Genomic DNA, 24,684 nt, shown 5'->3' on the forward strand with positions numbered 1-24,684 from the left:
CTTCCCCCCCCCCCCCCCCTCCCCCCCCCCCCTCCCCCCCCCCCCCCCCCCCACCCCCCCCCCCCCCCGCCCCCCCGGCCCCCCCCCCCCCCCCCCCCCCCCCCCCCCCCCCACTCCTGGTTCCGGTGCCGGGGAACCCCTACTGGTCCCGGTACATCTCCGCGACGAGGAACGCCAGGTCCAGGGACTGGCTGCGGTTCAGCCGCGGGTCGCAGGCCGTCTCGTAGCGCTGGTGCAGGTCGTCGACGAAGATCTCGTCGCCGCCGCCCACGCACTCGGTGACGTCGTCGCCGGTCAGCTCGACGTGGATGCCGCCGGGGTGGGTGCCGAGGCCCTTGTGGACCTCGAAGAAGCCCTTGACCTCGTCGAGCACGTCGTCGAAGCGGCGGGTCTTGTGGCCCGAGGCCGCCTCGAAGGTGTTGCCGTGCATCGGGTCGGTGACCCAGGCGACGGTCGCGCCCGAGGCGGTGACCTTCTCCACCAGCTCCGGCAGCTTGTCGCGGACCTTGTCGGCGCCCATGCGGACGATGAAGGTCAGCCGGCCGGGCTCACGGTCGGGGTCGAGGCGATCGATGTACTGCAGCGCCTCCTCGGCCGTGGTGCTCGGGCCGAGCTTGATGCCGATCGGGTTGCGGATCCGCGAGGCGAACTCGATGTGCGCGTGGTCCAGCTGCCGGGTGCGCTCACCGATCCACACCATGTGGCCGGAGACGTCGTACAGCTGGCCGGTGCGGGAGTCGACCCTGGTCAGCGCGGCCTCGTAGTCGAGGAGCAGCGCCTCGTGCGAGGAGTAGAACTCGACGGTCTTGAACTCCTCCGGGTCCGTCCCGCAGGCCCGCATGAAGTGCAGCGCGTTGTCGATCTCGCGCGCCAGCTGCTCGTAGCGCTGGCCGGACGGGGACGACTTCACGAAGTCCTGGTTCCAGGCGTGCACCTGGCGCAGGTCGGCGTAGCCGCCGGTGGTGAAGGCGCGCACCAGGTTCAGCGTGGACGCCGAGGCGTGGTACATGCGCTTCAGGCGCTCGGGGTCCGGAATCCGGGCGGCCTCGGTGAAGTCGAAGCCGTTGACCGAGTCGCCCCGGTAGGTCGGCAGCGTGACGCCGTCGCGGGTCTCGGTGGGCTTGGAGCGCGGCTTGGAGTACTGGCCGGCGATCCGGCCGACCTTCACGACCGGCACGGACGCGGCGTACGTCAGCACGGCGCCCATCTGGAGCAGGGTCTTCAGCTTGTTGCGGATGTGGTCGGCCGACACCGCGTCGAAGGCCTCGGCGCAGTCGCCGCCCTGGAGGAGGAACGCCTCTCCCTTGGCGACGGCCGCCATCCGGGCGCGCAGCTGGTCGCACTCGCCCGCGAAGACGAGCGGCGGATACGACTCCAGCTCCGCAACGACTGCGCGCAGAGCCTCGGGGTCGGGGTACTCGGGCTGCTGCGCCGCGGGCAGGTCTCGCCAGGTGTTGCCGGCGCTCGGGCCGGTCTTAGCGTTCACGGTCACACCCCCACATTACGGGGTCGTGTCGAGTCGTTTTCTCCCTGGCTCGACAGGTGAGACGCACTCCCGCTCAGGTGCGCGTGGGGTAGGGTGCCTCGCATGTTCGCGCTTTCGACCCAGAACTGGTGGTGGACCGCTCATCCGGCGGCCCACTGACTGCGCGTACGCACGACTTCGCGAAGGCCGCCCGAGGGGCGGCCTTCGGCGTTTCCGGGGTCCGTTCCTCCTCTCCAGAAGGAAGACGGACCCATGCAGTTGCTCGACCTCCTCGCCGATCCCCGCCCCTTCGCCCTGCTCCGCCGCCGCACCCCCGGCCACGACGCGGACACGGTGGAGGTCCTCGTCGGCCCCGTCACCACGTACGACCGGCTCGCCGACCTCCCCGACGAGGGGCTGGCGCTCGTGCCCTTCCGGCAGATCCGCGAGCGCGGCTTCGACGTCCGCGACGACGGCACCCCGCTCGCCGTCCTCACCCCCGAGGAGCGGTACGCCGTCCCGCTCGCCGAAGCGCTGCGGCAGCTGCCGTCCCATGACGTGCGCGTCGAGGGCGGCGGCTTCGACGTCGGCGACGAGGAGTACGGGGAGATCGTCGGCCGGGTGCTGCGGGAGGAGATCGGGCGGGGCGAGGGCGCGAACTTCGTCATCCGGCGGACGTACGAGGGGGAGATCGCCGGGTTCGGACGGGGCGACGCGCTCGCGCTGTTCCGGCGGCTCCTCGAGGGTGAGCGGGGCGCGTACTGGACGTTCGTCGTGCACACCGGGGACGGGACGGGTGGGCGCACCCTGGTCGGGGCCAGCCCGGAGGTGCATGTGCGGATGTCCGGCGGGACGGTCGTGATGAACCCGATCAGCGGGACGTACCGCTATCCGGCAGAAGGGCCCACCCCGGAGCATCTGCTCGGCTTCCTCGCGGACGGCAAGGAGATCGAGGAGCTGTCGATGGTCGTCGACGAGGAGCTCAAGATGATGTGCACGGTCGGCGACATGGGCGGGGTGGTGGTCGGTCCCCGGCTGAAGGAGATGGCGCACCTCGCGCACACCGAGTACGAGCTGCGCGGGAAGTCCTCGCTGGACGTGCGGGAGGTGCTCCGGGAGACGCTGTTCGCGGCGACCGTCACCGGCTCACCCGTGCAGAACGCCTGCCGGGTCATCGAGCGGCACGAGGCCGGCGGGCGCGGCTACTACGCGGGGGCGCTGGCCCTGCTGGGGCGGGACTCGGGCGGGGCGCAGACCCTGGACTCCCCCATCCTCATCCGGACCGCCGACATCGACGCGGCCGGCCGGCTGCGGGTGCCGGTGGGCGCCACGCTGGTGCGGGGCTCGGACCCGGCGGGCGAGGTCGCGGAGACGCACGCGAAGGCGGCGGGTGTGCTGGCGGCGCTGGGCGTACGGCCGGGCAGGCCCCGGGCGGAGCACACGCGCCCCGGGCTCGCCGAGGATCCCCGGGTGCGGGCGGCGCTGGACGGGCGGCGGGCCTCGCTGGCGCCGTTCTGGCTGCGGATGCAGGAGCGGACGGACGCCCTGGCGGGGCACGCGCTGGTCGTCGACGGCGAGGACACCTTCACGGCGATGCTCGCGCACGTGCTGCGGTCGAGCGGCCTGGACGTGAGCATCCGGCGCTACGACGAACCCGGGCTGCGGGCGGCGGTGCTCGCGCACGAGGGGCCCCTCGTGCTGGGCCCCGGCCCCGGTGACCCGTCGGATCTCACCGACCCGAAGATGCGGTTCCTGCGGGACCTGACCGCCCTGGTGATCCGGGAGCACCGGCACGGTGTCCTCGGCGTCTGCCTCGGGCACGAGCTGATCGCGGCGGAGCTGGGGCTGGACATCGTGCGCAAGGAGGTGCCGTACCAGGGGGCACAGACGGTGGTGGAGCTGTTCGGGCGCCAGGAGACCGTCGGGTTCTACAACAGCTTCGTGGCGCGGTGCGACGACGAGACGGCGGCCGCTCTCGCGGCCCGCGGCGTGGAGGTGAGCCGGGCGGCGAACGGGGAGGTGCACGCGCTGCGGGCGCCGGGTCGTGCCGCGGGCGCGCCCAGGAACGCGGTCGCCGGGGTGCAGTTCCACCCGGAGTCGGTGCTGACGCTGAACGGGGCGGCGATCGTGCGGGAGCTGGTGACTCAGCTGCGCGGGACGAGCACGTTCTCCGAGCGGCGGCCCGCGCTGTAGTCCAGGATGTTCTTCACCGTGGCGTCGATGATCTGGCCGACGGCGTCCTCGGTGTAGTACGCCTGGTGGGAGGTGACCAGGACGTTCGGGAAGGTGACGAGGCGGGCCAGGGTGTCGTCCTCGACGGTCTCCAGGGACCGGTCGACGTAGAACAGGCCCGCCTCCGCCTCGTAGACGTCGAGGCCGACGCCCGTGAAGCGGCCCTCGCGCAGTTCGGCGACGAGGGCCGCGGTGTCGATCAGGCCGCCGCGGCTGGAGTTCACCAGGATCGCGTCGTCCTTCATAGCCTTCAGGGCGGTGGCGTCGATGAGGTGCTGGGTCTCGGGCATCAGGGGCACGTGCAGGGTGACCAGGTCGGACTCGGCGAGGAGCTGGTCCTTGGCGACGTACCTCATGCCGAGTTCCATGCAGGCGGGGTTCTCGGCGACGTCCCAGCCGAGCAGGCGCATGCCGAAACCGTGGGCGATCCGGGAGAACGCCTCGCCGATCTTGCCGGTGCCCAGCACCCCGACCGTGCGGCCGTGCATGTCCCGGCCCATCAGCCCGTCGAGCCGGAAGTCGAAGTCGCGGGTGCGGACGGAGGCGCGGACGACCCGGCGGTTGACCGCCATGGCCAGGGTCCAGGCGAACTCGGCGACCGAGTACGGCGAGTAGTACGAGACCCGGGCGACCGTGAGGCCGAGGCTCTCGGCCACGGCCAGATCGATGTTGTTGAAGCCGGTGGAGCGCTGGGCGATCATCCGGGTCCCGCCGGCCGCGAGGATCTGCAGGACACGGCCGTCGAGGACGGCGTTGACGCTGGTGGAGACGGCCTCGTAGCCGGTCGCGATGGGGGCGGTGTCCTCGTTCAGGAAGACGTCGAGGCAGCGGACCTCGTGGTGACCGGCGAAGGCCCGCTCGATCAGGGGCTTCTCGTCGGCCTGGACGCCGAACGCGAGGATCTCCATCACCGCTCCCGTTTCATCAGGTTAGGGGCCCGAATATACGACTTCCCCTTCGGCCGTCAGCCGAAGAACACCCCCACCTCCGCGTACAGCCCCGGGTCCACCGTCTTCAGCCGCGCGGTCGCCTCGGCGATCGGCACCCGGACGATGTCCGTGCCGCGCAGGGCGACCATCGCGCCGAAGTCGCCCTCGTGGACGGCGTCGACGGCGTGCAGGCCGAAGCGGGTGGCGAGCCAGCGGTCGAAGGCACTGGGGGTCCCGCCGCGCTGGACGTGGCCGAGGACGGTCGTACGGGCCTCCTTCCCGGTGCGCCGCTCGATCTCCTTGGCCAGCCACTCGCCGACACCGGAGAGCCGGACATGTCCGAAGGAGTCCAGCGAGCCGTCCTTGAGGACCAGATCGCCGTCCTTCGGCATGGCGCCCTCGGCGACGACCACGATCGGCGCGTACGAGGCCCGGAAACGGGAGGTCACCCAGGCGCACACCTGGTCGATGTCGAAGCGCTGCTCGGGGATGAGGATCACGTTGGCGCCGCCGGCCAGGCCCGAGTGGAGCGCGATCCAGCCGGCGTGACGGCCCATCACCTCGACCACCAGGACCCTCATGTGGGACTCGGCGGTGGTGTGCAGCCGGTCGATGGCCTCGGTGGCGATCCCGACGGCGGTGTCGAAGCCGAAGGTGTAGTCGGTGGCGGACAGGTCGTTGTCGATCGTCTTCGGCACGCCGACACAGGGCACCCCGTACTCCCCGGACAGGCGCGCGGCGACGCCGAGGGTGTCCTCGCCGCCGATCGTGATGAGCGCGCCTATCTCCTGCCGGGCGAGCGTGTCCTTGATCCGGCGGATGCCGTCCTCCTCCTTGAGGGGGTTGGTCCGCGAGGAGCCGAGGATCGTGCCGCCGCGCGGCAGGATGCCGCGCACGGCCGGGATGTCCAGGCGGACCGACCGCCCTTCGAGCGGACCCCGCCAGCCGTCCCGGAAGCCGACGAAGTCATGGCCGTATTCCTGGACGCCCTTGCGGACGACGGCCCGGATGACGGCGTTGAGGCCGGGGCAGTCGCCGCCTCCGGTCAGCACTCCGACGCGCATGGAACAGTCCCTTCGCCGCGGTTGCCTGACGAAGGGTCAGTGTGGCGCGCGTCTCACTCGTCGTCGAGGCCCCGCTCTATGGCGTACCGGACCAGCTCCACCCGATTGTGCAGCTGGAGCTTGCCGAGCGTGTTCTGGACGTGGTTCTGCACCGTGCGGTGGGAGATGACCAGCCGCTCGGCGATCTGCTTGTAGCTCAGGCCCTTGGCCACCAGGCGCAGCACCTCGGTCTCCCGGTCGGTCAGCCGCGGCGCGTCCGGCTCGTCGGGGCCGGCCGTCGGGCCCGGGTCCGAGGCCAGCCGGCGGTACTCGCCGAGGACCAGGCCGGCCAGGCCCGGGGTGAACACCGGGTCGCCTACAGCCGTCCGGCGCACCGCGTCCAGCAGTTCCTCCGTGGACGCCGACTTCAGCAGATAGCCGGTCGCGCCGGACTTCACCGCCTCCAGCACATCGGCGTGCTCACCGCTCGCGGACAGCACCAGGACCCGCAGCGCCGGGTCGGCGGCGACGACCTCCTTGCACACCTGGACACCCGGCTTCGCGGGCAGGTTCAGGTCCAGCACGAGGACGTCGGGCGTGGTGGCCTTGGCCCGGCGCACGGCCTGCTCACCGTCGCCCGCGGTGGCGACCACGTCGAAGCCGGAGTCGGCGAGGTCCCGGGCGACCGCGTCGCGCCACATGGGGTGGTCGTCGACCACCATCACCCTGATCGGATCCCGCTGTTCACTCATCGCTGCTCCGCCTTCCCCCGGGAGACCTTCGGTACCGTCAGCTCGACCTCCGTGCCCTGACCCGGAATCGAGATCAGCTCGGCGCTGCCGCCGAGATCGCGCAGCCGCCCCCGGATCGAGAGGGCCACTCCCATCCGCCCCTCGCCCTCGGCCTGCGCGAGCCGCCCCTCGGGGATGCCCGGCCCGTCGTCCCGGACGGTGACGATCACCGCGTCGGGCTCGTCCTCCACCAGGATCCAGGCGCGGGCGTCGTCGCCGGCGTGCCTGCGGACGTTGTCCAGCGCGGCTCCGACGGCCGCGGCCAGCTCCCGGGCGGCGGCCGGCTCCAGCGGCACCGGGGCACCGGGCTCGGCGAGGCTGACCCGGGCGGCGGCGTACGGGGCGAGGAGGGAGCGCAGGTCCACGGTGCCGCCGTCGGTGTCCTCGTCCGGTTCCTCGACGGCGATCACGACCGCGCCCTCGGCGAGGTCCTGCGACACCCGGGAGACCGGCATCAGACCGCCCGAGACCAGGGTGCGCAGCGCGACCTCCTGCTCACCGGCCATCCGGCCCAGCTCGGCCGCCTCGCCGCCGATGACCGCGCCCCGCCGCTGGACCATGGCGAGCACCTGGAGCACGCTGTCGTGGATGTCCCGGGCGAGCCGCTCCCGTTCCCGGGTGGCGGCCTCGATCTCCAGCGCGCGGGCCAGGGTGCGCTCGGAGGCGCGGGCGACCTCGACGACGTATCCGATGGCGATGGAGGCGACCCAGACCAGGATCACGTTGTGGACGGTGTCGCGGGCGGGGTGGCCCCGCTCGATCAGGTTGGCGACGGCGACGGGGGTGGAGGCGAACGCGGCCCAGCGCCAGCCGCCCTTGATCGCGAACGCGAGGACCGAGCCGGCCGTCCATATCGAGGGCAGGGTGGGCCCGCCGTCCTGGATGTGCTGCTCGCTCGCGACCAGCGGGGTCAGGACGATGCCGGTGAGCGCGATGGCGAGGTCGACGGCGAGGAAGCGTTTGGTGCAGGCCGCCGCGTTCTGCACCCGGGGCAGAGTGGCGAGCGTCCAGACGGTCAGGAGGGCGTAATAGCCGATGGCGAGGCCGGCCCGGTCGTAGTCGTCGTAGGCGGAGGCGAACAGGCCGACCGCGTACAGCAGGGTCATGACCCGGTAGCCGGCGAGCGCGCGCCACAGCGGCAGCTCGACCGACATCCTCATGACTCTCTCGCGCCTGGCCATCCGTCCCCCCGCCGCCCGCCCCCGGACTACTGGTCGTGTTCCTTCTTCGCCTGGTCCTTCTCGGCCTGCGCGAGCGCCGCCTTCGCGGCCTTCTCGGCCTCCTTCTCGGCCTTCGCCGCGTCCGCGATCTGCCGCTTGGCGGCGGTCGCGTACATGTCGACGTACTCCTGCCCGGAGAGCTTCATGATCTCGTACATGACCTCGTCGGTCAGCGCGCGCAGCACGAAGCGGTCGTGGTCCATGCCCTGGTAGCGGCTGAAGTCCAGCGGCTTGCCGATCCGGATGCCGGGCCGCATCACCTTCGGCAGGACCTTCCCCGGCGGCTGGATCTTCTCGGTGTCGATCATGGCGACCGGGATCACGGGCGCGCCGGTGGCGAGGGCCACGCGCGCGAGGCCGCCGGGCTTGCCGCGGTAGAGGCGGCCGTCCGGGGAGCGGGTGCCCTCCGGGTAGATGCCGAACAGCTCGCCGCGCTCCAGGACGTCTATCCCGCTCTTGATCGCGGCCTCACCCGCGCCGCGGGCTCCCGAGCGGTCCACCGGGAGCTGGCCGACGCCCTTGAAGAAGGCCGCCGTGAGCCGGCCCTTCACACCGGGCGTGGTGAAGTACTCGGCCTTCGCGATGAAGGTGACCTTGCGGTCCAGGACCGCCGGCAGGAAGAACGAGTCGGAGAAGGACAGGTGGTTGCTCGCGAGGATCGCGGGGCCCTCGGCGGGGATGTTCTCCAGCCCCTCCACCCAGGGTCTGAAGGTGACCTTCAGCGGTCCTCCGATAGCGACCTTCATCGCGCCGTACAACAACCGAGTGCCTCCTGTATGTGTAGATCAGACCTTAACCCGGAGTGGCGCCGAAGAACCCGACGGGCCTGGTCGGTGTCAGTGCCGTCGCGTACGGTGAACCACACCTGGACGCGTTCACCCATTTCTCACGGACAGGAGACCGAAGTGCCGGTCCTTCCTGGAGCCGAGCCGTACCGCCACGAGGGCGGGGAGGTCGGGGTCCTGCTCTGTCACGGCTTCACCGGTTCGCCCCAGTCGTTGCGCCCCTGGGCCCGGTATCTGGCCGGGCATGGTCTCACCGTCTCGCTGCCGCTGCTGCCGGGGCACGGCACCCGCTGGGAGGACATGGCCCTCACCGGCTGGCCCGACTGGTACGCGGAGGTGGACCGCGAGCTGCGCGCCCTGCGCGCCCGCTGCTCCAGGGTCTTCGTGGCCGGGCTGTCGATGGGCGGCACCCTGGCCCTGCGGCTGGCCGCGAAGCACGGCGCGGATGTCGAGGGCGTGATCGTCGTCAACCCGGCGAACAAGGTGCACGGCCTGTCCTCGTACGCCCTTCCGGTGGCCCGGCATCTCGTCAGGTCGACGCGGGGGATCGTGAGCGACATCGCGAAGGCCGGCGTCGTGGAGACGGGGTACGAGCGGGTGCCGCTGCACGCCGCGCACTCGCTGCGGCTGTTCTTCCGGCAGGTCGACGGCGAGCTGCCGCAGGTCACCCAGCCGCTGCTGCTTCTGCGCAGTGTCCGCGACCATGTGGTGCCGGCCGCCGACTCGGCCCGGATCCTGGGCCGGGTGTCGTCCACGGACGTGACCGAGATCCTGCTGGAACAGAGCTACCACGTGGCAACGTTGGACCACGATGCGGACCGGATCTTCGAGGAGAGCTACGCGTTCATCGCCCGGATCGCGCCCAGTGTCGGCAAGGAAGGGACGGCCGTAGGTGGCTGAGCACGACTCCGATCGCGAGGACCGGGAGAACCGGGACGAGCGGGACGGTCCGAACGCCCGGGAGGGCCACGAGCCGCAGGAGCAGCACGTCCCCTTCGACGAGGCGGCCGCGTGGGCGGCGATCGTCGCGGGGTACGGCGAGGAGCCGCCGGACCCGCCGGGCGCCAAGCCCTTCAAGTCGATCGAGGACCTGGCCCTGCTGGAGGTCCCGGCCAACGACGGCGAGCCCGGGGCGTCCGGTAAGGGATCCGGCAAGGACACCGACAGGGACTCTCCCGGCAAGGGCACCGGGGACGAGCCCGGCACGGACCCCGCCGAGGAGCCGGGCGAGGAGAGGAAACCGGCCAAACCGCTGGGCAGCTCCGTCTCCTTCGCGCCCGGCGTCGGCCCGCGCGACTACACGGCGCCCGAGCCGGCCGACGAGGACTTCGACGAGGACGACGAGGGCCACTTCGTGCCGCCGGAGCCGCCGCCGCTGCCGGCCGCCGACACCACCGCCAAGTTCGCCTGGCTCGGTGTGATCGGCGGGCCGGTCCTGCTGCTGCTCGCGATACTGCTCGGCTGGGACATGACCTGGTGGCTGACCACGCTCTGCGTCGGCGGCTTCCTCGGCGGCTTCGCCACCCTGGTGATGCGGATGCGGCCGGACGACGAGGACGACGGCGACCCCGGGCGGGGAGCCGTCGTCTGAGGGACAACCTCTAACCGGCGGGAACCCTGAGGGCGGCCAGGACCGGCAGATGGTCCGTGGCCGCCCTCAGGTCGCTCTCGGTGATCCCGGGCAGGTCGCGCGGCACCCCGCAGCCCAGCACCTCCACGCCCTTCGTCACGAACAGCGCGTCGATACGGCGGTCCGGCGCGGTGGCCGGGAAGGTGTGCTCGGCGCCCCAGGGGGCGGCCGTACGGCAGTCCTGGAGACCGGCGGCCAGGCGGGCGAAGGTGCGTCCGTCGGGCCGCTCGTTGAGATCGCCGCCCGCGACCGCGTGCTCCACGCCCATCCCGGCGAGCCGGTCGAGGAGCATGCCGCCCTGCTCGTAGCGCTCCCCGCGCTCCAGGCTCAGATGACAGCTCAGGACACCGAGCCGGGCACCGGCGAAGCGGACGACCGCGGTGGCGAGGCCGCGCCGGTGCAGTCCGGGTGTGAGCGGCAGGAGCACGTCCTCGGTGCGTTCGACCGTGGCGCGCAGCGAGCACAGGATCGCGGGGCCCGCGGCCGTGCCGCCGCCGGTGAGGATCACCTGGCCGGTGGCGGCGGCGAGGCGGGCCAGTTTCTTGCGCCAGCGGAAGAAGATCGGGGACTCCTGGACGAGGACCAGATCGGGGGCGCAGGCGGTGATCACGCGGGCGAGGGCGGCGGTGTCGTCCCTCATCGAGCGGATGTTGTAGCCGAGGACGCGGAGGACGGCCGAACCGTCGGGCTCGGTCCGGGAGTTGGGGAGCGGCGTCATGGTCGTCAATGTACGCCGAACAGCCCGGGGCGCGAGGTTTGTGCGCGACATCCGGTTCGTTCCGGCTTGTCGCGTCCGCGGTGGAGCCGCATGTTCACACAGCCCCGCGCCCCTGGGGTGGCACCCTCGCCACCCCGAGAAGTGCGCGTCACATGATCGGGTCGGGCTCCCGGGCCAGGTCCGCCGCGCCCACCAGACCCGCCTTGTTGCCCAGCTGGGCGGCGATCACATCGGCCACCGGGCGCCAGTTGCCGCCGACCAGCCAGCGCTTGTACGACGTGCGGATCGGGTCGAGGACCAGGTCGCCCTCGTCGGAGAGGCCGCCGCCGACGATGAACGCGGAGGGGTCGAAGAGGGAGGCGAGGTCGGCGAGGCCGGCGCCGGCCCAGCGGGCCAGCTCGCGGTAGGAGTCGACGGCGACCGGGTCGCCCTGGCGGGCGGCCATGGAGATGTGCTTGCCCTCGATGCCGTCCGGGGTGCCGTCGCCCAGGCCCAGCAGGGCCTCGGCGCGCTCGGGGGTGGCGTTGGCGCGCTGCTTGGCGTAGCGCACCAGGGCGCGGCCGGAGGCGTACTGCTCCCAGCAGCCCTGCGAGCCGCAACCGCACAGCAGGCCGTCCGGCACCATGCGGATGTGGCCGAACTCGGCGGCGACGCCGAAGTGGCCGCGGCGCAGTTTGTTGCCGATGATGATGCCGCCGCCGAGGCCGGTGCCGAGCGTGATGCAGATGACGTTGCGGTGGCCCTTGCCCGCGCCGAACTTGTATTCGCCCCAGGCCGCGGCGTTGGCGTCGTTCTCCACGACGACCGGCAGGCCGACGCGCGCCTCGACCTTCTCCTTCAGCGGCTCGTTGCGCCAGTCGATGTTGGGTGCGAAGTAGACGGTGGACCGCTGCCGGTTGACGTAGCCCGCCGCTCCGATGCCCACGCCGACGATCTCGTGGCCGGCGCTCGCGCCCTCCACCGCCGAGGCGATGGCGTCCACGATGGCCTCGGGCGTGCTCGGGGTCGGCACCTTGAAGGTCGAGAGGATGTTGCCTTCCTCGTCGACCACGCCGGCCGCGATCTTCGTGCCGCCGATGTCGACGCCGATGGTGAGTCCCATGAATCCCTCAGTTTCGGTCGAGCCCCGCTACGGCCAACCGTACCCGAGCACCTGCCGCCAGGTTCCCGTCGTCCGCCCGGCGGGCAGGCCTGCGGGAACCTGGCGGCAGGTGCTCAGGAGGACAGTCAGTCCAAGTCGATGCGCTGGCCCGGGCCGGAGTCGTCCCCGCGGTCGTCCAGATCCCGGGCGTCGCGGGGGTGCTCCTCGCCGGTGGTCCAGCGGTGTTCCTGGTGCTGGACCGCGGAGCGGTACGCGGCGAGGAGTTCGCTGCCGGCCGCCGCGAGGTGGTCGAAGACGTCGGGGTTGCGCTCGACGACCGGCTCGACGGCGGCCCTGGCCTGCTGGACGACCTGGCGCACCACCTGCTGGGCGGCCGGTCCGGCGACCGCGCCGAGCAGCGGGGACTGAAGAGCGGAGAGCTTGTCGGTGACCGCGTCGACGAGCTTGCGCAGCTCCTCGGCGGCCGAGCCCGGCGGCCGGCCCTGTTCGGCCCGCCGGCGGGCCTTCTCGCGCTCGAGATCCTCGGCGCAGGCGGTGGCCCAGGCGTCGGCGTCGCTCGCGCGAGGCTCCTCGGCCACGGCCTCTTCCCCGGCGGCGTCGGGCGTGGGGGGCTCTTCGCTCATGACGGACTCCCGGTGACTCCTGACGGATGCCTTGCTGCGGCGCCCGGTGCGGGCGCCCGACGACGGCTCGTCCCTACGACGGTACCCGAACGGCGGTACCCGCTTCACGTGCTGCGCGGCTCACGTGCTGCGCGGCCACAGTCCGGGATCCGGCGCGAACCGGATGCGCAGCTCCCCGTCGAGCAGGGCGGCGCCGGCGACGGTGCAGCGGCGCAGGGCGGAGGGCAGCGCGACGATCCGGCGGAAGGGCCCGGCGGTGACCACGAGTTCGTCGCCGCGCCGGATCAGGTCCAGCTCCTCGCGTATGGCGCCGGGCAGCGGGAGGTGCCAGACGAGCACCCCGTCCGCCGCGAGGTGGTCGGTGACGGGCCACTCGACCGGGGACGTCCTCGGGTTGACGGCGGGCACGTCGAGCGCGGCGAGGTCGTCGGCGCCGCGCGGGTCGTGCCCGAGGTGGGCGACGGTCCCCGCCGCGCCCCACTCCCCCAGGGTCTTGCGCTGCTGGACGGCGAGCCGGCCGAGCGGGCCGTCGTGGTCGTCGCCGTCGGCCGTCTCCGGCAGGATCCGGTTGGCGACCAGCGACTCGACGGGCAGGCCGCGCAGGGCGAGGCCGAGCCGGGCGTCCCGGACGGCGTCGGCGCCGGCCGGCCCCGGTTCGGCGACGAGCCGTACGGCGGTGTGCCGGTCGGCGAGGACGGCCTCCACGGCGGCCAGCTCCAGGTCCCACCGCGCGGTCGTCTCGTACAGCCACTCGGCGGGCATGGGCACGCCGGCGAGGCGGCCGAGGATGGGGCGCAGGGCGCGGGCGGCCTGGCGTTCCGGCGGGAGGAGGCGGCGCAGATAGCGGCGGAGTTCCTCGGGGAGGGCGAGAAGGGCGAGGGCCTGCGGGACGGGCGGCAGGTCGACGACGAGGAGGTCGTGGGCGTCGGTGAGGGCGGCGTCACGCAGCGCGCGCAGCAGGGTCAGCTCCTCGGCGCCGGGGAGGGGGGTGACCTCCTCGGGGTCGAGCCGGGAGGCGCCGAGCAGGTCGAGGACGCCGGTGGCACGCTCCTGGAATCCGGCGAGGTCGTCCCGGAAGCCGGCGGCGGCGTCGGGCCGCCAGGCGGTGAGCCCCGGGCCGGCCGCCACCGGCTCCGGGCCGGTCCGTACGCCCAGCGCGGCGCCGAGGGTGTCGGTGCGGTCGGCACTGAGGACGAGGGTCCGGGTGCCGGTCGCCGCCGCGCGCTGTGCGGTGGCGGCGGCGACGGTCGTACGTCCGCTGCCGCCGGGGCCGGTGATCAGGAGGGTGTGCATGGGGGTGAACCGTACCGTCGGCGAAGGTGCGGGCGGTGCCGGGCGCCGTCGGCCGCGGCGGCTACCGGCTCTTCGACTCCACCCGCTTCTTCAGTCCCGCCAGCGCCCGGTCGATGATGACCTTCTCCGCCTTGCGCTTGATCATGCCCAGCATGGGGATCTTGACGTCGACGGTCAGCTGGTAGGTGACCTCGGTCGCGCCCGCGCCGGCCGGCTTGAGGAGGTAGGAGCCGTCGAGCTGGCGGAGCATCTGGGACTTCACCAGGGTCCAGGACACCTCGTGCTCACCGGTCCAGGTGTAGCCGAGGACCTGGTCGTCCTTGATGGCGCCGGCGTCCATGACCAGGCGCACCTGTTCGGCGCGGCCCTGCTCGTCCTCCTTGAGGACCTCGGCCTGCTTCACCTCGCCGGTCCAGTCGGGGTAGCGGGCGAAGTCGGCGATGACCGCCATGACGTCGGCCGGTGCCGCCTCGATCGTGATGCTCGAGCTGGTGTGTTCCGCCATCGCCGTGGCTCCTCCGGATGCTGGCCGGTCAAGACCGGGAGAGAGGTCACCGTGCGCGCCTGGGGGCGCACGTGTGTGCAGCGTGAAGGCTACCGCGCGCCCGACCAGCCGACTTCACCCGGCGTCAGGTCGCGGCCGGGTCACCACTGGAGCACCCACGGCGTGCCGCTCCCGGCGAAGTGCCCCACGTTCACGCACTCGGTCGCCCCGATCCGCATCCGTCGCGCCAGCGGCTGATGGACGTGTCCGAAGAGGGAGTAGCGCGGGCGGGTGCGGCGGATGGCGTCCAGCAGGGCGCGGCTGCCCCGCTCGAAGCGGCGCGCGACGGTGTCGTAGACGAGTTCGGGGACCTCCGGCGGGATGTGGGTGCACAGCACGTCGACCTCGCCGACGGCCTCGATCTTCGCGGCGTACTCCTCGTCGCTGATCTCGTACGGGGTGCGCATGGGGGTTCGCAGGCCGCCGCCGACGAAGCCGAAGACCCGGCCGCCGATCTCCACGCGCTCGCCGTCCAGGACAGTGGTGCCGGGTCCGGCGTACTCGCGCCACAGCTGCGGTATGTCGACATTGCCGTAGGTGGCGTACGTCGGGGTCGGGAAGGCGGGGAACATCTCGGCGTACTGCTTGCGCACGGCCTGCTCGATCACGGCGGCCCGGTCTCCTTCGACGCCGCCCCAGAGGCGGGCGCCGAGTTCGCGGGCCTCCGCGAAGCGGCGGGCCGTGCGCAGCTCCACGATCCGGTCCGCGTTCTCCACACCGAAGAGGTCGGGGAAGATCCCGCGGGAGTGGTCGGCGTAGTCGAGGAAGAGGACGAGGTCGCCCAGACAGATCAACGCGTCGGCGCCCTCCCCGGCGCGGGCGAGGTCACGGGCGTTGCCGTGCACGTCACTGACCACATGCACGCGGTTCCGGCGGTTTCCGGACGGTGTGGATGACATGTCGATCAAGGGTAGGCGTGTGCGGCATACGTGAACAGTGGCGGCGGGAATAGCGGTTACTGGCCAGTCAGTAAAGGGGTGGACTACTGTGCGCGAGGAAACACCAATCTGTGTGACGCAGCGAACATCTCGACGGGCCCCCCTGTCGAAGAGCCATACCGGCGGGTAACGTCCGGGCAGTCCAGTCGTGCTCAGGATTTCAACGATCGAAGTCCCCGAGCACCAGCCCGAGCCTTGGACCGCACCGTCGCATCACACAACGTCGTGGCGCCGGCGCCCTATGAGGAGCAGCAGTCTTGCGCGAGTTCAGCCTTCCGGCTTTGTACGAGGTCCCTGCGGACGGCAATCTGACCGACATCGTCCGCAGAAACGCCGCGCAGCATCCCGACGTCGCCGTCATCGCGCGCAAGGCGGGCGGTGTCTGGCAGGACGTGACCGCGACGGCCTTCCTGGCCGAGGTGCACGCCGCCGCCAAGGGACTCATCGCCTCCGGGGTGCAGCCGGGCGACCGGGTCGGCCTGATGTCGCGCACCCGTTACGAGTGGACGCTGCTCGACTTCGCGATCTGGTGCGCGGGCGCGGTCACCGTGCCGGTGTACGAGACCAGCTCGCCGGAGCAGGTGCAGTGGATCCTCTCCGACTCGGGCGCGACCGCGATCGTCGTGGAGCTGGACACCCACACGGCGGCCGTGGAGTCGGTGCGCGACACGCTGCCGACGCTGAAGCACATCTGGCAGATCGAGGGCGGTGGCGTCGAGGAGCTCGGGCGGCTCGGCAAGGACGTCTCCGACGCCACGGTCGAGGAGCGCAGCTCGCTCGCCAAGGCCGACGACCCGGCGACCATCGTCTACACGTCCGGCACGACCGGCCGGCCCAAGGGCTGTGTGCTCACCCACCGCAGCTTCTTCGCCGAGTGCGGGAACGTCGTGGAGCGGCTGCGTCCGCTGTTCCGTACGGGCGAGTGCAGCGTGCTGCTCTTCCTGCCGCTGGCGCACGTCTTCGGCCGGCTGGTGCAGATCGCCCCGATGATGGCGCCGATCAAGCTGGGCACGGTCCCGGACATCAAGAACCTCACGGACGAGCTGGCGTCCTTCCGGCCGACGCTGATCCTCGGCGTGCCGCGGGTCTTCGAGAAGGTCTACAACTCGGCCCGGGCCAAGGCGCAGGCCGACGGCAAGGGCGCGATCTTCGACAAGGCGGCGGACACCGCGATCGCGTACAGCAAGGCGCTGGACCTGCCGTCCGGTCCGTCCCTCGGCCTGAAGATCAAGCACAAGGTCTTCGACAAGCTGGTCTACAGCAAGCTGCGCGCGGTGCTCGGCGGCCGCGGCGAGTACGCGATCTCGGGCGGCGCCCCGCTGGGCGAGCGCCTCGGCCACTTCTTCCGCGGGATCGGCTTCACCGTCCTGGAGGGCTACGGCCTGACGGAGTCCTGTGCGGCGACCGCCTTCAACCCGTGGGACCGGCAGAAGATCGGCACGGTCGGGCAGCCGCTGCCGGGCTCGGTGGTGCGGATCGCGGACGACGGGGAGGTGCTGCTGCACGGCGAGCACCTGTTCAAGGAGTACTGGAACAACCCGGGCGCGACCGCCGAGGCGCTGGCCGACGGCTGGTTCCACACGGGTGACATCGGCACCCTGGACGAGGACGGCTATCTGCGGATCACCGGCCGCAAGAAGGAGATCATCGTCACGGCGGGCGGCAAGAACGTCGCCCCGGCGGTGATCGAGGACCGGATCCGGGCGCACGCGCTGGTCGCGGAGTGCATGGTGGTGGGCGACGGGCGGCCGTTCGTGGGCGCGCTGGTCACCATCGACGAGGAGTTCCTGGGCCGTTGGGCCGCCGAGCACGGCAAGCCCGCGGGTTCCACCGCGGCGTCGCTGCGGGAGGACGCGGACCTTCAGGCCGCCATCCAGTCGGCGATCGACGACGGCAACGCCGCGGTGTCGAAGGCGGAATCGGTGCGGAAGTTCCGCATTCTCTCCTCCCAGTTCACGGAGGACACGGGCCATCTCACGCCGTCGCTGAAGCTCAAGCGCAACGTCGTGGCGAAGGACTACGCGGCGGAGATCGAGGCGATCTACGCCAAGTAGTCAGGCGGGTACGACGTTCATGGCGCGGTGTCCTCGGCGAGGACCCGCGCCATCGTGCGTTCGGCGAGCGCGGTGATGGTGACGAACGGGTTGACCCCGATGTTGCCGGGCACCAGCGAGCCGTCGGTGACGTACAGCCTCGGATACCCCTTCACCCGGCCGTAGTCGTCGGTCGCCTTCCCCAGCACACAGCCGCCGAGCGGGTGGTAGGTGAAGTCGTCGGCGAAGACCCTGCTGGGGGTGCCGAAGAGGTCGTAGCGGTAGATGGTCGCGTTCGCCCTGTTGATCCGGTCGAACAGGTTCTTCGCCATGGCGGAGGAGACGGCGCTCTGGGCCGCCGTCCAGCCCAGCCGCACCGAGCCGGTCGTGCTGTCGTACGTGAACGAGGCGCGCTGCGGGTTCTTGGTGATCGCCAGATACAGGCTGACCCAGTGCTCCAGCCCCGTCGGCAGCGGGGCGATCTCGGCGAAGACGGGGTTGGCGGTGTTGGCCCAGTCGTCGATGCCCATCACCGGCATGGTCGACTGGTGGGCGCCGACGGTGTCCCACAGATGGTTGGCCCGTCCGAGCATCACGTTCCCGTTGGGCCCCCAGCCGGCCCCGACGCTCGCGTCCAGGGCCGGGAGCGTGCCCGTCTCCCGGGCCCGGACCAGCAGTTCGCTCGTCCCCAGGCTGCCGGCGCCGAGGAAGAGGTAGGTGCAGCCGTACTGCTTGGTCTCGACGACGGCGCCTGTCTCGTCGATCCGGTCGGCGGTCAGCAGCCAGGTGCCGTCGCTCTCCCGGCTGATGGCGCGCACCTTCTCCAGGGTGTGGACGGTGACGTTGCCGGTGCCCAGCGCCGCCGCCAGATAGGTCTTGTCGAGGCTGCGTTTGCCGTGGTTGTTGCCGTAGATGACCTCCTGGCCGAGGGCCGACCTCGTGGCGCTGCCGGCGGCCTCGCGCCGCATGTACCCGAAGTCGTAGACGCTGGGCACGAAGGTGGTCCGCAGGCCGGCCTTCACCGCGTGCTTGCGGGAGATCCGGCTGAACCGGTACCACTCGGTCGACTCGAACCAGGCGGGGTCGATGGTGTTGACGCCGAGCATGGCGCGGGCGCGCGGGAAGTACGTGCCGTACATCTCCGCGGTGTCCACGGTCGGGAACTGCTCGGCGAAGTAGGACTGGAGCGGGGTGACCGCCATCGAGCCGTTGACCAGGGAGCCGCCGCCGACCCCGCGGCCCACGAAGACGGACATGCCGCCGTAGTGCACCCGGTCCAGGACGCCGGGGTAGGGGTCGATGTCCTTGTTGACGACGTCCAGCCACAGGAAGCTGGCCAGGGGCGCCTCGGTGCGGGTACGGAACCACATGGAGCGCCGGTCGGGGGTGGCGGTGTTGCAGAAGACCTTGCCGTCGGTGCCGGCGGTGTTCCACAGCCGGCCCATCTCGAGGACGAGGGTGCGGATGCCGGCCTGGCCGAGGCGCAGGGCGGCGACGGCGGCGCCATAGCCGGAGCCGATGACGACGGCGGGTGCGGACTCGACCGCGGCGGGCTCCGCCGCACGGGCCGACTGAAGGCCGATGCGGGTGAAGCCGAGGGTGGCCGCCGTCTGGAGGGCGGCCATACCAAGGATTTGACGTCTCGTCAGCTGACGCTCAATCAGTTTGACTGTCATGTGCGCAGCATCAGCGGACTTTCGCCCGCTGCCTAGAGGTACGACAGGTCCGGTTCGAACCTTTGAGACGGCCTTTTACAGAATCGCCCTGAGCCTGTCCGCCAGGAGGTCCCAGCGCCACTTCTCCTCCACCCAGCGCCGCCCCCGCTCGCCCATCCGGCTGCGCAGTTCGGCGTCGCCGAGGAGCACGACGATCCGCTCGGCGGCGTCGGCCGGGGAGCCGCCCCGCACGACCCACCCCGTCTCGCCGTCGAGCACGGCGTCGGGCGCGCCGCCGGAGTCCCCGGCGACGACGGGCAGCCCGGTGGCCGACGCCTCCAGATAGACGATCCCGAGCCCCTCGACGTCCAGCCCGCCCCGCCGCGTCCGGCACGGCATCGCGAAGACGTCCCCGGCGCCGTAGTGCGCGGGCAGCTCGGCCCAGGGCACGGCGCCCGTGAAGCGCACGGAGCCGGCGACCCCGGTCTCCCCGGCGAGCCGGCGCAGGTCCTTCTCGTACGGCCCGCCGCCGACGATCAGCAGCACGGCGTCCGGCTCGGCGGCCAGGATCCGGGGCATGGCCAGGATCAGCGTGTCCTGGCCCTTGCGCGGCACCAGCCGCGAGACGCACACGACCACCGGCCGGTCGGTCAGCCCGAGCCGCGCCCGCACCTCGTCGCCGCCCGAGCCGGGGTGGAAGGTCTTCTCGTCCACGCCCGGCGGCAGCTGCGTCATCCGCCCGGCCGCCTCGGCGCTCAGCGCGGTCGCGATCCGCGAGCGGGTGTACTCGCCCAGATAGGTGATCGTGTCCGTGCTCTCCCCGATCCGGGCGAGCAGCTGCCGGGCGGCGGGCAGCTGCGCCCAGCCGGCCTCGTGCCCGTGAGTGGTCGCCACCAGCCGTTCGGCGCCGGCCTTGCGCAGCGCGGGCGCCATCAGCCCGAGCGGCGCGGCCGCCCCGAACCACACCGACGCGCACCCGTGCTCCCGCAGCAGCCCGACGGCCCGCCGGGTCGCCCCGGGCGTCGGCAGCAGCATCGTCGTGGAGTCCCGTACGACGGTGAAGGGCTGCTCGGCGTCGAAGGCGGCCGTCGCCTCGACGCCCTCCCGGGACCGCTTCCAGGTCGAGGCGTAGACGACCAGCCGGTCGGGGTCGAGCCGCAGCGCCATGTTGTGCAGGAACGCCTGGATGCCGCCGGGGCGGGGCGGGAAGTCGTTGGTCACGATCAGGGTCTTGTGCATCGCAGCCGACCTTATCCAAACGCCATGCACAGCCGCGCAGGGCGGCGGCTCACAGCCCGGCGGGCAATCATGGGCCGCATGACGACGAAGAACGCGACGCCGTCGCCCGCCTGGCTGCTCGCGGCCTGGGGCGTGACCCGGCTCGTGCTGCTGCTCTTCGTCTTCAAGGTGTTCGTCTTCCCGGGCCCGGACGTGACGACCGACGTCTCGTCCATCTACCGGGGCTGGTACGAGGTGCTGCGCACCGGAACGTTCCCGCGGGCGGACGTCACCTGGCAGTACCCGCCCGCCGCCGCGCTCGCGATCCTCTCCCCCGCCCTGCTGCCCTTCCTCGACTACGCCCACGCCTTCTTCGTCCTGGTCTTCCTCGCCGACCTGGCCGTCCTGACGACGCTGCTGTCCGCGGGCCTGCGGCCGGGCCGCTCGCGGCGCGGCGCCTGGGTGTGGGTGGCGGGCGTCCCGCTGCTCGGCCCGACGGTCTACGCCCGCTACGACGTGATGGTGACCGCCGTGGCCGTGGCCGCGCTGGTCGCGGGTGCCCGCCACCCCCGGGCGATGGGCGCGCTCACGGGCCTCGCCGCGCTGCTGAAGGTGTGGCCGGCGCTGCTGCTGGTGGGCGCGTTGCGGCGCCGGGCGTGGGGAGCGGCGGCGGTGACGGCCGGTGCCCTGTGCGCGCTGTTCGCGCTCACCATGCCCGGCGCGTTCACCTTCCTCACCTTCCAGCGCGACCGGGGCACCGAGGTGGAGTCGCTGGGCGCGCTGGTCTTCCACGCGGCCCGGCACTTCGGCTGGCGGGGAGAGGTGCTCCTGAACTACGGCTCGGTGGAATTCCTCGGCCCGTACGTGGACGTGGTGAGCGACGCGGCCCTCGCGCTGAGCGCGGTGGCGTTCGGCTGGCTGCTGCTGTGGCGGCTCGCGGCGCGCCGGTTCGCGCCGCACACCCTGGCGGAGGCCGCGTTCACGGCGGTGCTGCTGTTCACCGTGACCAGCCGGGTGATCAGCCCCCAGTACCTGGTGTGGCTGATCGGTCTGGCGGCGGTCTGCCTGTGCTTCCGGGACGGCGTGGTGGCCCTGCCCGCCGTGCTGGTGCTGGCCGCGTGCCCGGTGACGGCCCTGGAGTTCCCGGTCCGGTTCACGGACGTCGTCCTGAGCGCCCCGCTCGGCGTCGGCCTGCTGTTCCTGCGCAACGGCCTGCTGGTGGCCGCCGCGCTGACGGCGGCGGTACGGCTGTGGCGCTCGACCGTGCCCCGCGGCCCCCTCGACGCCGCCCCCGCTCACGCCACCCGTACCGGCGAGCGGGCCGCCTCCCCCTCCTGACGCCACGTCCGCCGCAGGACCACCCCCACCGCCGCGCACTGCACGGCCATGGCGAGCGCCAGCGCCAGACACACCCCCGGCAACCCGAACCCCGACAGCGCGAGCGCGAGCGGCAGCTGGACGGCCGTACCCAGCAGGGTCACCCGCAGCAGCACCGGCGCTCCGCCGCTCCCCTCGAAGACCCCGCCGAGGGCGATGAACCCGGCCATCAGCACCAGGTACGGCCCGACGCAGCGCAGGAACAGCACGCCCTCGTGGGCCACGGCGGGCCCGGCGCCGAAGGCCGCCATGATCCAGGGAGCCGTGGCGGCCAGCAGGGCGGTGGCGACGAGCCCGACCGCGCCGGACAGGGCCACGGCCTGCCGCGCGATCGCCCGCCGCTCCTGGCGCCCCTCGCCCCGGGTGTGGGCGGTGTGGATGGCGGCGGCCTGGCGCACGGCGTAGAAGGCCATGGTCGCCCCGTACATGACCTTGTAGGCGGTCGCGTACGCGGCCACGGCCGTGACCCCGAGCCGCGCCACCACGGCCACCAGGGCGAGCGCCCCGGCCTGCCGGACGGTGAAGTCGACGGACATGGGCCCGCCGGTGCGCAGGGTCCGCCGGAGGGAGTCGGCGACGCCGAGCGTGGGCGGGGCGCCGGCGGCGGACCGCAGCAGGGCGTTGCGCCGCAGCGCGACCAGCCCCGCCCCCAGCGCCACGCACCGGCACAACACGGTGGAGGCGGCGGCGCCCGGGACGCCGTGGAGGTGGATGAAGAGGGGGTCGCAGACCAGGATCAGGCCGCCGGTGAGGAGGGCGAGGCGCATCGGGGTGCGGGTGTCGCCGGTGCCCTTGAGGATGCCGTCGACGAGCTGCTGGGCGAGGAAGACGGCCGTGCCCGGCATCGAGATCGCGAAGTAGGAGACCGCGAGCGGCACCGCCGGGCCGCCGTCGCCGCCCAGGACGAGCCGGGCGAGCGGCTCGCGCGCCAGGTACCCGCCGACCGCGACCACGGGCGTGACCGTCGCGCACAGCGCCCAGCCGCCCCGTACGGCCGAGCGCACGGCCCCCGGGTCCCGGGCGCCCCGGGCGTGCGCGACCAGCACGGTCGTCCCGGAGGCGAAGACCAGGGCGATGCCGAGCAGCACGTTCTCGGTGTTGGTGGCGACCGCGACGGCGGCGACCGCCGGGCCGCCGAGCCGGGAGACCCAGACGGTGTTGACGATCCCGGCGACGACCGGGGCGAGCAGCGAGAAGTAGACGGGGTGGGCGAGCGAGACGAGCTGTTTGCGGTGACTGTTCACGACGACGATCCCCCTCATATCGAGTTACCTCTAATCGAGTTACCTCTAATCGAGGTAACTCGATTAGAGGTAACATGGACGCATCGCGACCGCAAGGGAGAACCATGCTGGAGCTGTCGATCCTCGGCTTCCTCGCCGACGAGCCCCTGCACGGCTACGAGTTGAAGGAACGGATCACCGCCCTGACCGGCCATGTCCGCCCGGTCAGCGACGGCGCGCTCTACCCTGCGATCACCCGGCTGGTCACCGCCGGCAAGCTCGACCAGCGCACCGAGGACGGCGCGAGCGCGGCCCGGCGCCGGGTGCTGTCGCTCACCGACTTGGGCCGCGAGGACCTCCTGGAGCGGCTTCGCCACCCCGGACAGACCGACATCACCGACCACGTCCGCTTCAACACGGTCCTGGCGTTCCTGCGGCACCTGCCCGACCGCGCGGAGCAGGCGGCCGTCCTGCGCCGCCGGCTGGACTTCCTGGAGGCGCCGACGAGCTTCTTCTACGACGGCGGCAGGCCCGTGCGGGCGGAGGAGACCGGGGATTTGTTCCGGCAGGGCGTGCTGCGGGTGGCGCGGGCCACGGGCGAGGCCGAACGGGCCTGGCTCCGGGAGGCACTCGACACGCTGGCTCAGCCGAGCTGATCCCGCAGATACGCCTGCCAGTCCGCGGTGAAGTCCGCCACCGAGACGCCCAGCACGCTCTTCAGCGCACCCTCGACCGCTCCCGGCCGCTCCTCGTGCGCCCCCACGGCCCGGTAGAACGCGTCCAGCTTCACCTCGCCCCACCGGTCGGCGATCATCCGGCAGGCCAGCCAGCCGCCCTCGTACGCGCGGGCCAGCCGGGTCGCGTCCCCGGAGAAGCCGAAGTCGTCGTCGGTGGGCAGCTCCGCCGGCAGGTCCTCGTGGGCGACCGCGTTGTGGAGTTCGGAAGCGGCCTGGCGGGGGGTGCGGCCGGTCTCGCGGTAGCCGACCCAGTCGGCGTACCCCTCGGACAGCCACAGCGGGGTGGCGGCGTTGGTGTGGGAGCGGGTGGCCACGTGGGCGGTCTCGTGGGTGAGGACGACCTGCCGGCCGACCTCGCCGAGCATGGCGTAGGCGTCGGGATTGACCACGATCCGGTCGGCGGGCGCCCCGGCCCCGCCGCCGGTCTCCCCGGTGGTGACGGCGGCGATGCCCCGGTAGGAGGAGGCGGGCGAGCCGAGCAGTCCCGCCATGCCCTCCAGCGACCGCGGCACGAGGACGACGACGTGCCCGGCCCAGCCGGTGCCCCAGGCCGCCGACACCGCCGGTACCGCGCCGTCCGCGAGGTCCGCGAACTCCCGCAGCCGCTCCGCGGCCTGCCCGACGCCCAGCACGAGACTGTGGGCGCCGCGCACCGCGGTCACCTCGCCCTGGTCCCACAGCTGTTCGGCGGCCTTCGGGGCGGGCTTCTCGGAGGTCACCGACCACCGCCCGGCCGCGTCCCGGGCGAGCCGCAGGGTACGGCCGGCGGTCACGGGGGCGGCCCGGTCGTAGCCCTCGACGCGGTAGCTCAGTTCGGCGTCGGCGGTCGCGGTGTCGCCGTCACGGCGCACGGCGGTCACCCGGTACGACCAGGCGGCCAGGGGTACGGCCTTCAGCCGGGCGTAGGGGGCGGCGGCGCCGGTGGCGGCGTACGCGCGGGCGTCGTGGTCGAGGACGGCCGCCGCGCGCCGGTCCAGCACCCGCTGCACCTCGGCCCGCGCGCCGTCCTGCGCGGGCCGGCCGCCGCAGGCCACCAGGGAGACGAGCAGCAGACAGAGCGCCACCACCTCCGATCCGCGCGCCCGCCTGTGCCCAGCCATCCTCCCGATCGTACGGCGAGGCACCCGA

Annotated in this window: 23 protein-coding genes; 7 read left to right on the forward strand and 16 right to left on the reverse strand. The window is 72.6% G+C overall.

The genetic code is table 11. The features are described from left to right. Positions 1–139: 139 nt before the first annotated feature. Complete coding sequence (locus tag ACZ6D7_RS05135; RefSeq protein WP_469483615.1) at positions 140–1,492, reverse strand: class II 3-deoxy-7-phosphoheptulonate synthase; 1,353 nt, start codon at positions 1,490–1,492, stop codon at positions 140–142. 96 nt (positions 1,493–1,588) lie between these two features. Between ACZ6D7_RS05135 and ACZ6D7_RS05140 the strand changes: the two genes are divergently transcribed. Next, positions 1,589–1,645 carry a trp operon leader peptide gene (locus ACZ6D7_RS05140; protein ID WP_078912442.1) on the forward strand — a complete coding sequence of 19 codons (57 nt, stop codon included), beginning with the start codon at positions 1,589–1,591 and terminating at the stop codon, positions 1,643–1,645. Between the two features lie 93 nt (positions 1,646–1,738). After that, positions 1,739–3,658, forward strand: coding sequence for an anthranilate synthase family protein (locus ACZ6D7_RS05145; protein ID WP_469483618.1), 1,920 nt, complete (start codon positions 1,739–1,741; stop codon positions 3,656–3,658). Here ACZ6D7_RS05145 and ACZ6D7_RS05150 read toward each other — a convergent pair. From ACZ6D7_RS05150 to ACZ6D7_RS05170, 5 genes are read right to left on the reverse strand one after another with little or no spacing between them, the layout of a single operon-like run. Beyond that, positions 3,610–4,605, reverse strand: a complete 996-nt coding sequence (locus ACZ6D7_RS05150) for a 2-hydroxyacid dehydrogenase (RefSeq protein WP_469483620.1) — start codon at positions 4,603–4,605, stop codon at positions 3,610–3,612. The two genes, ACZ6D7_RS05145 and ACZ6D7_RS05150, sit on opposite strands and share 49 nt — an antisense overlap. A gap of 56 nt (positions 4,606–4,661) precedes the next feature. Next, positions 4,662–5,690: a 6-phosphofructokinase gene (locus ACZ6D7_RS05155; RefSeq protein ID WP_469483623.1), complete on the reverse strand. Its 1,029-nt coding sequence runs from the start codon at positions 5,688–5,690 to the stop codon at positions 4,662–4,664. 53 nt (positions 5,691–5,743) lie between these two features. Continuing rightward, complete coding sequence (locus ACZ6D7_RS05160) at positions 5,744–6,421, reverse strand: response regulator (protein WP_469483625.1); 678 nt, start codon at positions 6,419–6,421, stop codon at positions 5,744–5,746. After that, on the reverse strand, positions 6,418–7,641 hold the full coding sequence (macS, locus tag ACZ6D7_RS05165) for a MacS family sensor histidine kinase (RefSeq protein ID WP_469483628.1): 1,224 nt from the start codon (positions 7,639–7,641) through the stop codon (positions 6,418–6,420). The genes ACZ6D7_RS05160 and macS overlap by 4 nt, the downstream gene beginning before the upstream one ends. A 26-nt stretch (positions 7,642–7,667) precedes the next feature. Next, positions 7,668–8,426, reverse strand: coding sequence for a lysophospholipid acyltransferase family protein (locus tag ACZ6D7_RS05170; protein WP_469483631.1), 759 nt, complete (start codon positions 8,424–8,426; stop codon positions 7,668–7,670). 159 nt (positions 8,427–8,585) lie between these two features. Here ACZ6D7_RS05170 and ACZ6D7_RS05175 point away from each other — a divergent pair, with 159 nt between their 5' ends. Continuing rightward, positions 8,586–9,365, forward strand: coding sequence for an alpha/beta hydrolase (locus ACZ6D7_RS05175; protein WP_469483633.1), 780 nt, complete (start codon positions 8,586–8,588; stop codon positions 9,363–9,365). Continuing rightward, positions 9,358–10,056 (forward strand): hypothetical protein, encoded by a 699-nt coding sequence (locus ACZ6D7_RS05180; protein ID WP_469483635.1) that lies wholly within the window; start codon positions 9,358–9,360, stop codon positions 10,054–10,056. Before ACZ6D7_RS05175 ends, ACZ6D7_RS05180 begins: the two co-directional genes overlap by 8 nt. A 10-nt stretch (positions 10,057–10,066) precedes the next feature. Here ACZ6D7_RS05180 and ACZ6D7_RS05185 read toward each other — a convergent pair whose 3' ends face one another. The 6 genes from ACZ6D7_RS05185 to ACZ6D7_RS05210 form a co-directional block, all read right to left on the reverse strand. After that, positions 10,067–10,813 (reverse strand): endonuclease/exonuclease/phosphatase family protein, encoded by a 747-nt coding sequence (locus tag ACZ6D7_RS05185; RefSeq protein ID WP_469483638.1) that lies wholly within the window; start codon positions 10,811–10,813, stop codon positions 10,067–10,069. Positions 10,814–10,961: 148 nt separating this feature from the next. After that, positions 10,962–11,915 carry an ROK family glucokinase gene (locus ACZ6D7_RS05190; protein WP_469483641.1) on the reverse strand — a complete coding sequence of 318 codons (954 nt, stop codon included), beginning with the start codon at positions 11,913–11,915 and terminating at the stop codon, positions 10,962–10,964. A 125-nt stretch (positions 11,916–12,040) separates the two neighbouring features. Then, on the reverse strand, positions 12,041–12,538 hold the full coding sequence (locus ACZ6D7_RS05195) for a DUF5304 domain-containing protein (protein WP_469483642.1): 498 nt from the start codon (positions 12,536–12,538) through the stop codon (positions 12,041–12,043). Between the two features lie 120 nt (positions 12,539–12,658). Next, positions 12,659–13,831 (reverse strand): ArsA family ATPase, encoded by a 1,173-nt coding sequence (locus tag ACZ6D7_RS05200; RefSeq protein ID WP_469483645.1) that lies wholly within the window; start codon positions 13,829–13,831, stop codon positions 12,659–12,661. A 61-nt stretch (positions 13,832–13,892) separates the two neighbouring features. Further along, positions 13,893–14,336 (reverse strand): SRPBCC family protein, encoded by a 444-nt coding sequence (locus ACZ6D7_RS05205; protein WP_469483648.1) that lies wholly within the window; start codon positions 14,334–14,336, stop codon positions 13,893–13,895. Between the two features lie 140 nt (positions 14,337–14,476). Further along, positions 14,477–15,232, reverse strand: a complete 756-nt coding sequence (locus tag ACZ6D7_RS05210; RefSeq protein WP_469484545.1) for a metallophosphoesterase family protein — start codon at positions 15,230–15,232, stop codon at positions 14,477–14,479. Positions 15,233–15,570: 338 nt separating this feature from the next. Here ACZ6D7_RS05210 and ACZ6D7_RS05215 point away from each other — a divergent pair, with 338 nt between their 5' ends. Beyond that, positions 15,571–17,367, forward strand: coding sequence for an AMP-dependent synthetase/ligase (locus tag ACZ6D7_RS05215; protein WP_469483650.1), 1,797 nt, complete (start codon positions 15,571–15,573; stop codon positions 17,365–17,367). A 17-nt stretch (positions 17,368–17,384) separates the two neighbouring features. Here ACZ6D7_RS05215 and ACZ6D7_RS05220 read toward each other — a convergent pair whose 3' ends face one another. Both ACZ6D7_RS05220 and ACZ6D7_RS05225 read right to left on the reverse strand, forming a co-directional pair. After that, a complete protein-coding gene (locus ACZ6D7_RS05220; protein ID WP_469483653.1) occupies positions 17,385–19,022 on the reverse strand; it encodes a GMC oxidoreductase in 1,638 nt (545 codons plus the stop codon). A 75-nt stretch (positions 19,023–19,097) separates the two neighbouring features. Further along, positions 19,098–20,240 (reverse strand): glycosyltransferase family 4 protein, encoded by a 1,143-nt coding sequence (locus tag ACZ6D7_RS05225; protein WP_469483656.1) that lies wholly within the window; start codon positions 20,238–20,240, stop codon positions 19,098–19,100. A gap of 78 nt (positions 20,241–20,318) precedes the next feature. Here ACZ6D7_RS05225 and ACZ6D7_RS05230 point away from each other — a divergent pair, with 78 nt between their 5' ends. Continuing rightward, complete coding sequence (locus ACZ6D7_RS05230; protein WP_469483659.1) at positions 20,319–21,557, forward strand: glycosyltransferase 87 family protein; 1,239 nt, start codon at positions 20,319–20,321, stop codon at positions 21,555–21,557. On the opposite strand, the gene ACZ6D7_RS05235 is transcribed toward ACZ6D7_RS05230, so the two are convergent. Beyond that, positions 21,515–22,840 (reverse strand): MATE family efflux transporter, encoded by a 1,326-nt coding sequence (locus ACZ6D7_RS05235; RefSeq protein WP_469483662.1) that lies wholly within the window; start codon positions 22,838–22,840, stop codon positions 21,515–21,517. The genes ACZ6D7_RS05230 and ACZ6D7_RS05235 overlap by 43 nt on opposite strands. A gap of 104 nt (positions 22,841–22,944) precedes the next feature. On the opposite strand from ACZ6D7_RS05235, the gene ACZ6D7_RS05240 reads away from it, so the two are divergent. Beyond that, positions 22,945–23,475, forward strand: coding sequence for a PadR family transcriptional regulator (locus ACZ6D7_RS05240; RefSeq protein WP_469483665.1), 531 nt, complete (start codon positions 22,945–22,947; stop codon positions 23,473–23,475). On the opposite strand, the gene ACZ6D7_RS05245 is transcribed toward ACZ6D7_RS05240, so the two are convergent. After that, on the reverse strand, positions 23,463–24,656 hold the full coding sequence (locus ACZ6D7_RS05245) for a hypothetical protein (protein WP_469483668.1): 1,194 nt from the start codon (positions 24,654–24,656) through the stop codon (positions 23,463–23,465). The two genes, ACZ6D7_RS05240 and ACZ6D7_RS05245, sit on opposite strands and share 13 nt — an antisense overlap. Between the last annotated feature and the right edge of the window lie 28 nt (positions 24,657–24,684).

The organism is Streptomyces sp. NPDC041784 (assembly GCF_055591025.1).

Bases quoted from the DNA above. Each gene is read 5' to 3' on its own strand.
- ACZ6D7_RS05145 (WP_469483618.1), top strand. From the start codon at position 1,739: ATGCAGTTGCTCGACCTCCTCGCCGATCCCCGCCCCTTCGCCCTGCTC.
- ACZ6D7_RS05150 (WP_469483620.1), bottom strand. From the start codon at position 4,605: ATGGAGATCCTCGCGTTCGGCGTCCAGGCCGACGAGAAGCCCCTGATC.
- ACZ6D7_RS05155 (WP_469483623.1), bottom strand. From the start codon at position 5,690: ATGCGCGTCGGAGTGCTGACCGGAGGCGGCGACTGCCCCGGCCTCAAC.
- ACZ6D7_RS05160 (WP_469483625.1), bottom strand. From the start codon at position 6,421: ATGAGTGAACAGCGGGATCCGATCAGGGTGATGGTGGTCGACGACCAC.
- macS (WP_469483628.1), bottom strand. From the start codon at position 7,641: ATGGCCAGGCGCGAGAGAGTCATGAGGATGTCGGTCGAGCTGCCGCTG.
- ACZ6D7_RS05170 (WP_469483631.1), bottom strand. From the start codon at position 8,426: ATGAAGGTCGCTATCGGAGGACCGCTGAAGGTCACCTTCAGACCCTGG.
- ACZ6D7_RS05185 (WP_469483638.1), bottom strand. From the start codon at position 10,813: ATGACGCCGCTCCCCAACTCCCGGACCGAGCCCGACGGTTCGGCCGTC.
- ACZ6D7_RS05190 (WP_469483641.1), bottom strand. From the start codon at position 11,915: ATGGGACTCACCATCGGCGTCGACATCGGCGGCACGAAGATCGCGGCC.
- ACZ6D7_RS05195 (WP_469483642.1), bottom strand. From the start codon at position 12,538: ATGAGCGAAGAGCCCCCCACGCCCGACGCCGCCGGGGAAGAGGCCGTG.
- ACZ6D7_RS05200 (WP_469483645.1), bottom strand. From the start codon at position 13,831: ATGCACACCCTCCTGATCACCGGCCCCGGCGGCAGCGGACGTACGACC.
- ACZ6D7_RS05205 (WP_469483648.1), bottom strand. From the start codon at position 14,336: ATGGCGGAACACACCAGCTCGAGCATCACGATCGAGGCGGCACCGGCC.
- ACZ6D7_RS05220 (WP_469483653.1), bottom strand. From the start codon at position 19,022: ATGACAGTCAAACTGATTGAGCGTCAGCTGACGAGACGTCAAATCCTT.
- ACZ6D7_RS05225 (WP_469483656.1), bottom strand. From the start codon at position 20,240: ATGCACAAGACCCTGATCGTGACCAACGACTTCCCGCCCCGCCCCGGC.
- ACZ6D7_RS05230 (WP_469483659.1), top strand. From the start codon at position 20,319: ATGACGACGAAGAACGCGACGCCGTCGCCCGCCTGGCTGCTCGCGGCC.
- ACZ6D7_RS05240 (WP_469483665.1), top strand. From the start codon at position 22,945: ATGCTGGAGCTGTCGATCCTCGGCTTCCTCGCCGACGAGCCCCTGCAC.
- ACZ6D7_RS05245 (WP_469483668.1), bottom strand. From the start codon at position 24,656: ATGGCTGGGCACAGGCGGGCGCGCGGATCGGAGGTGGTGGCGCTCTGT.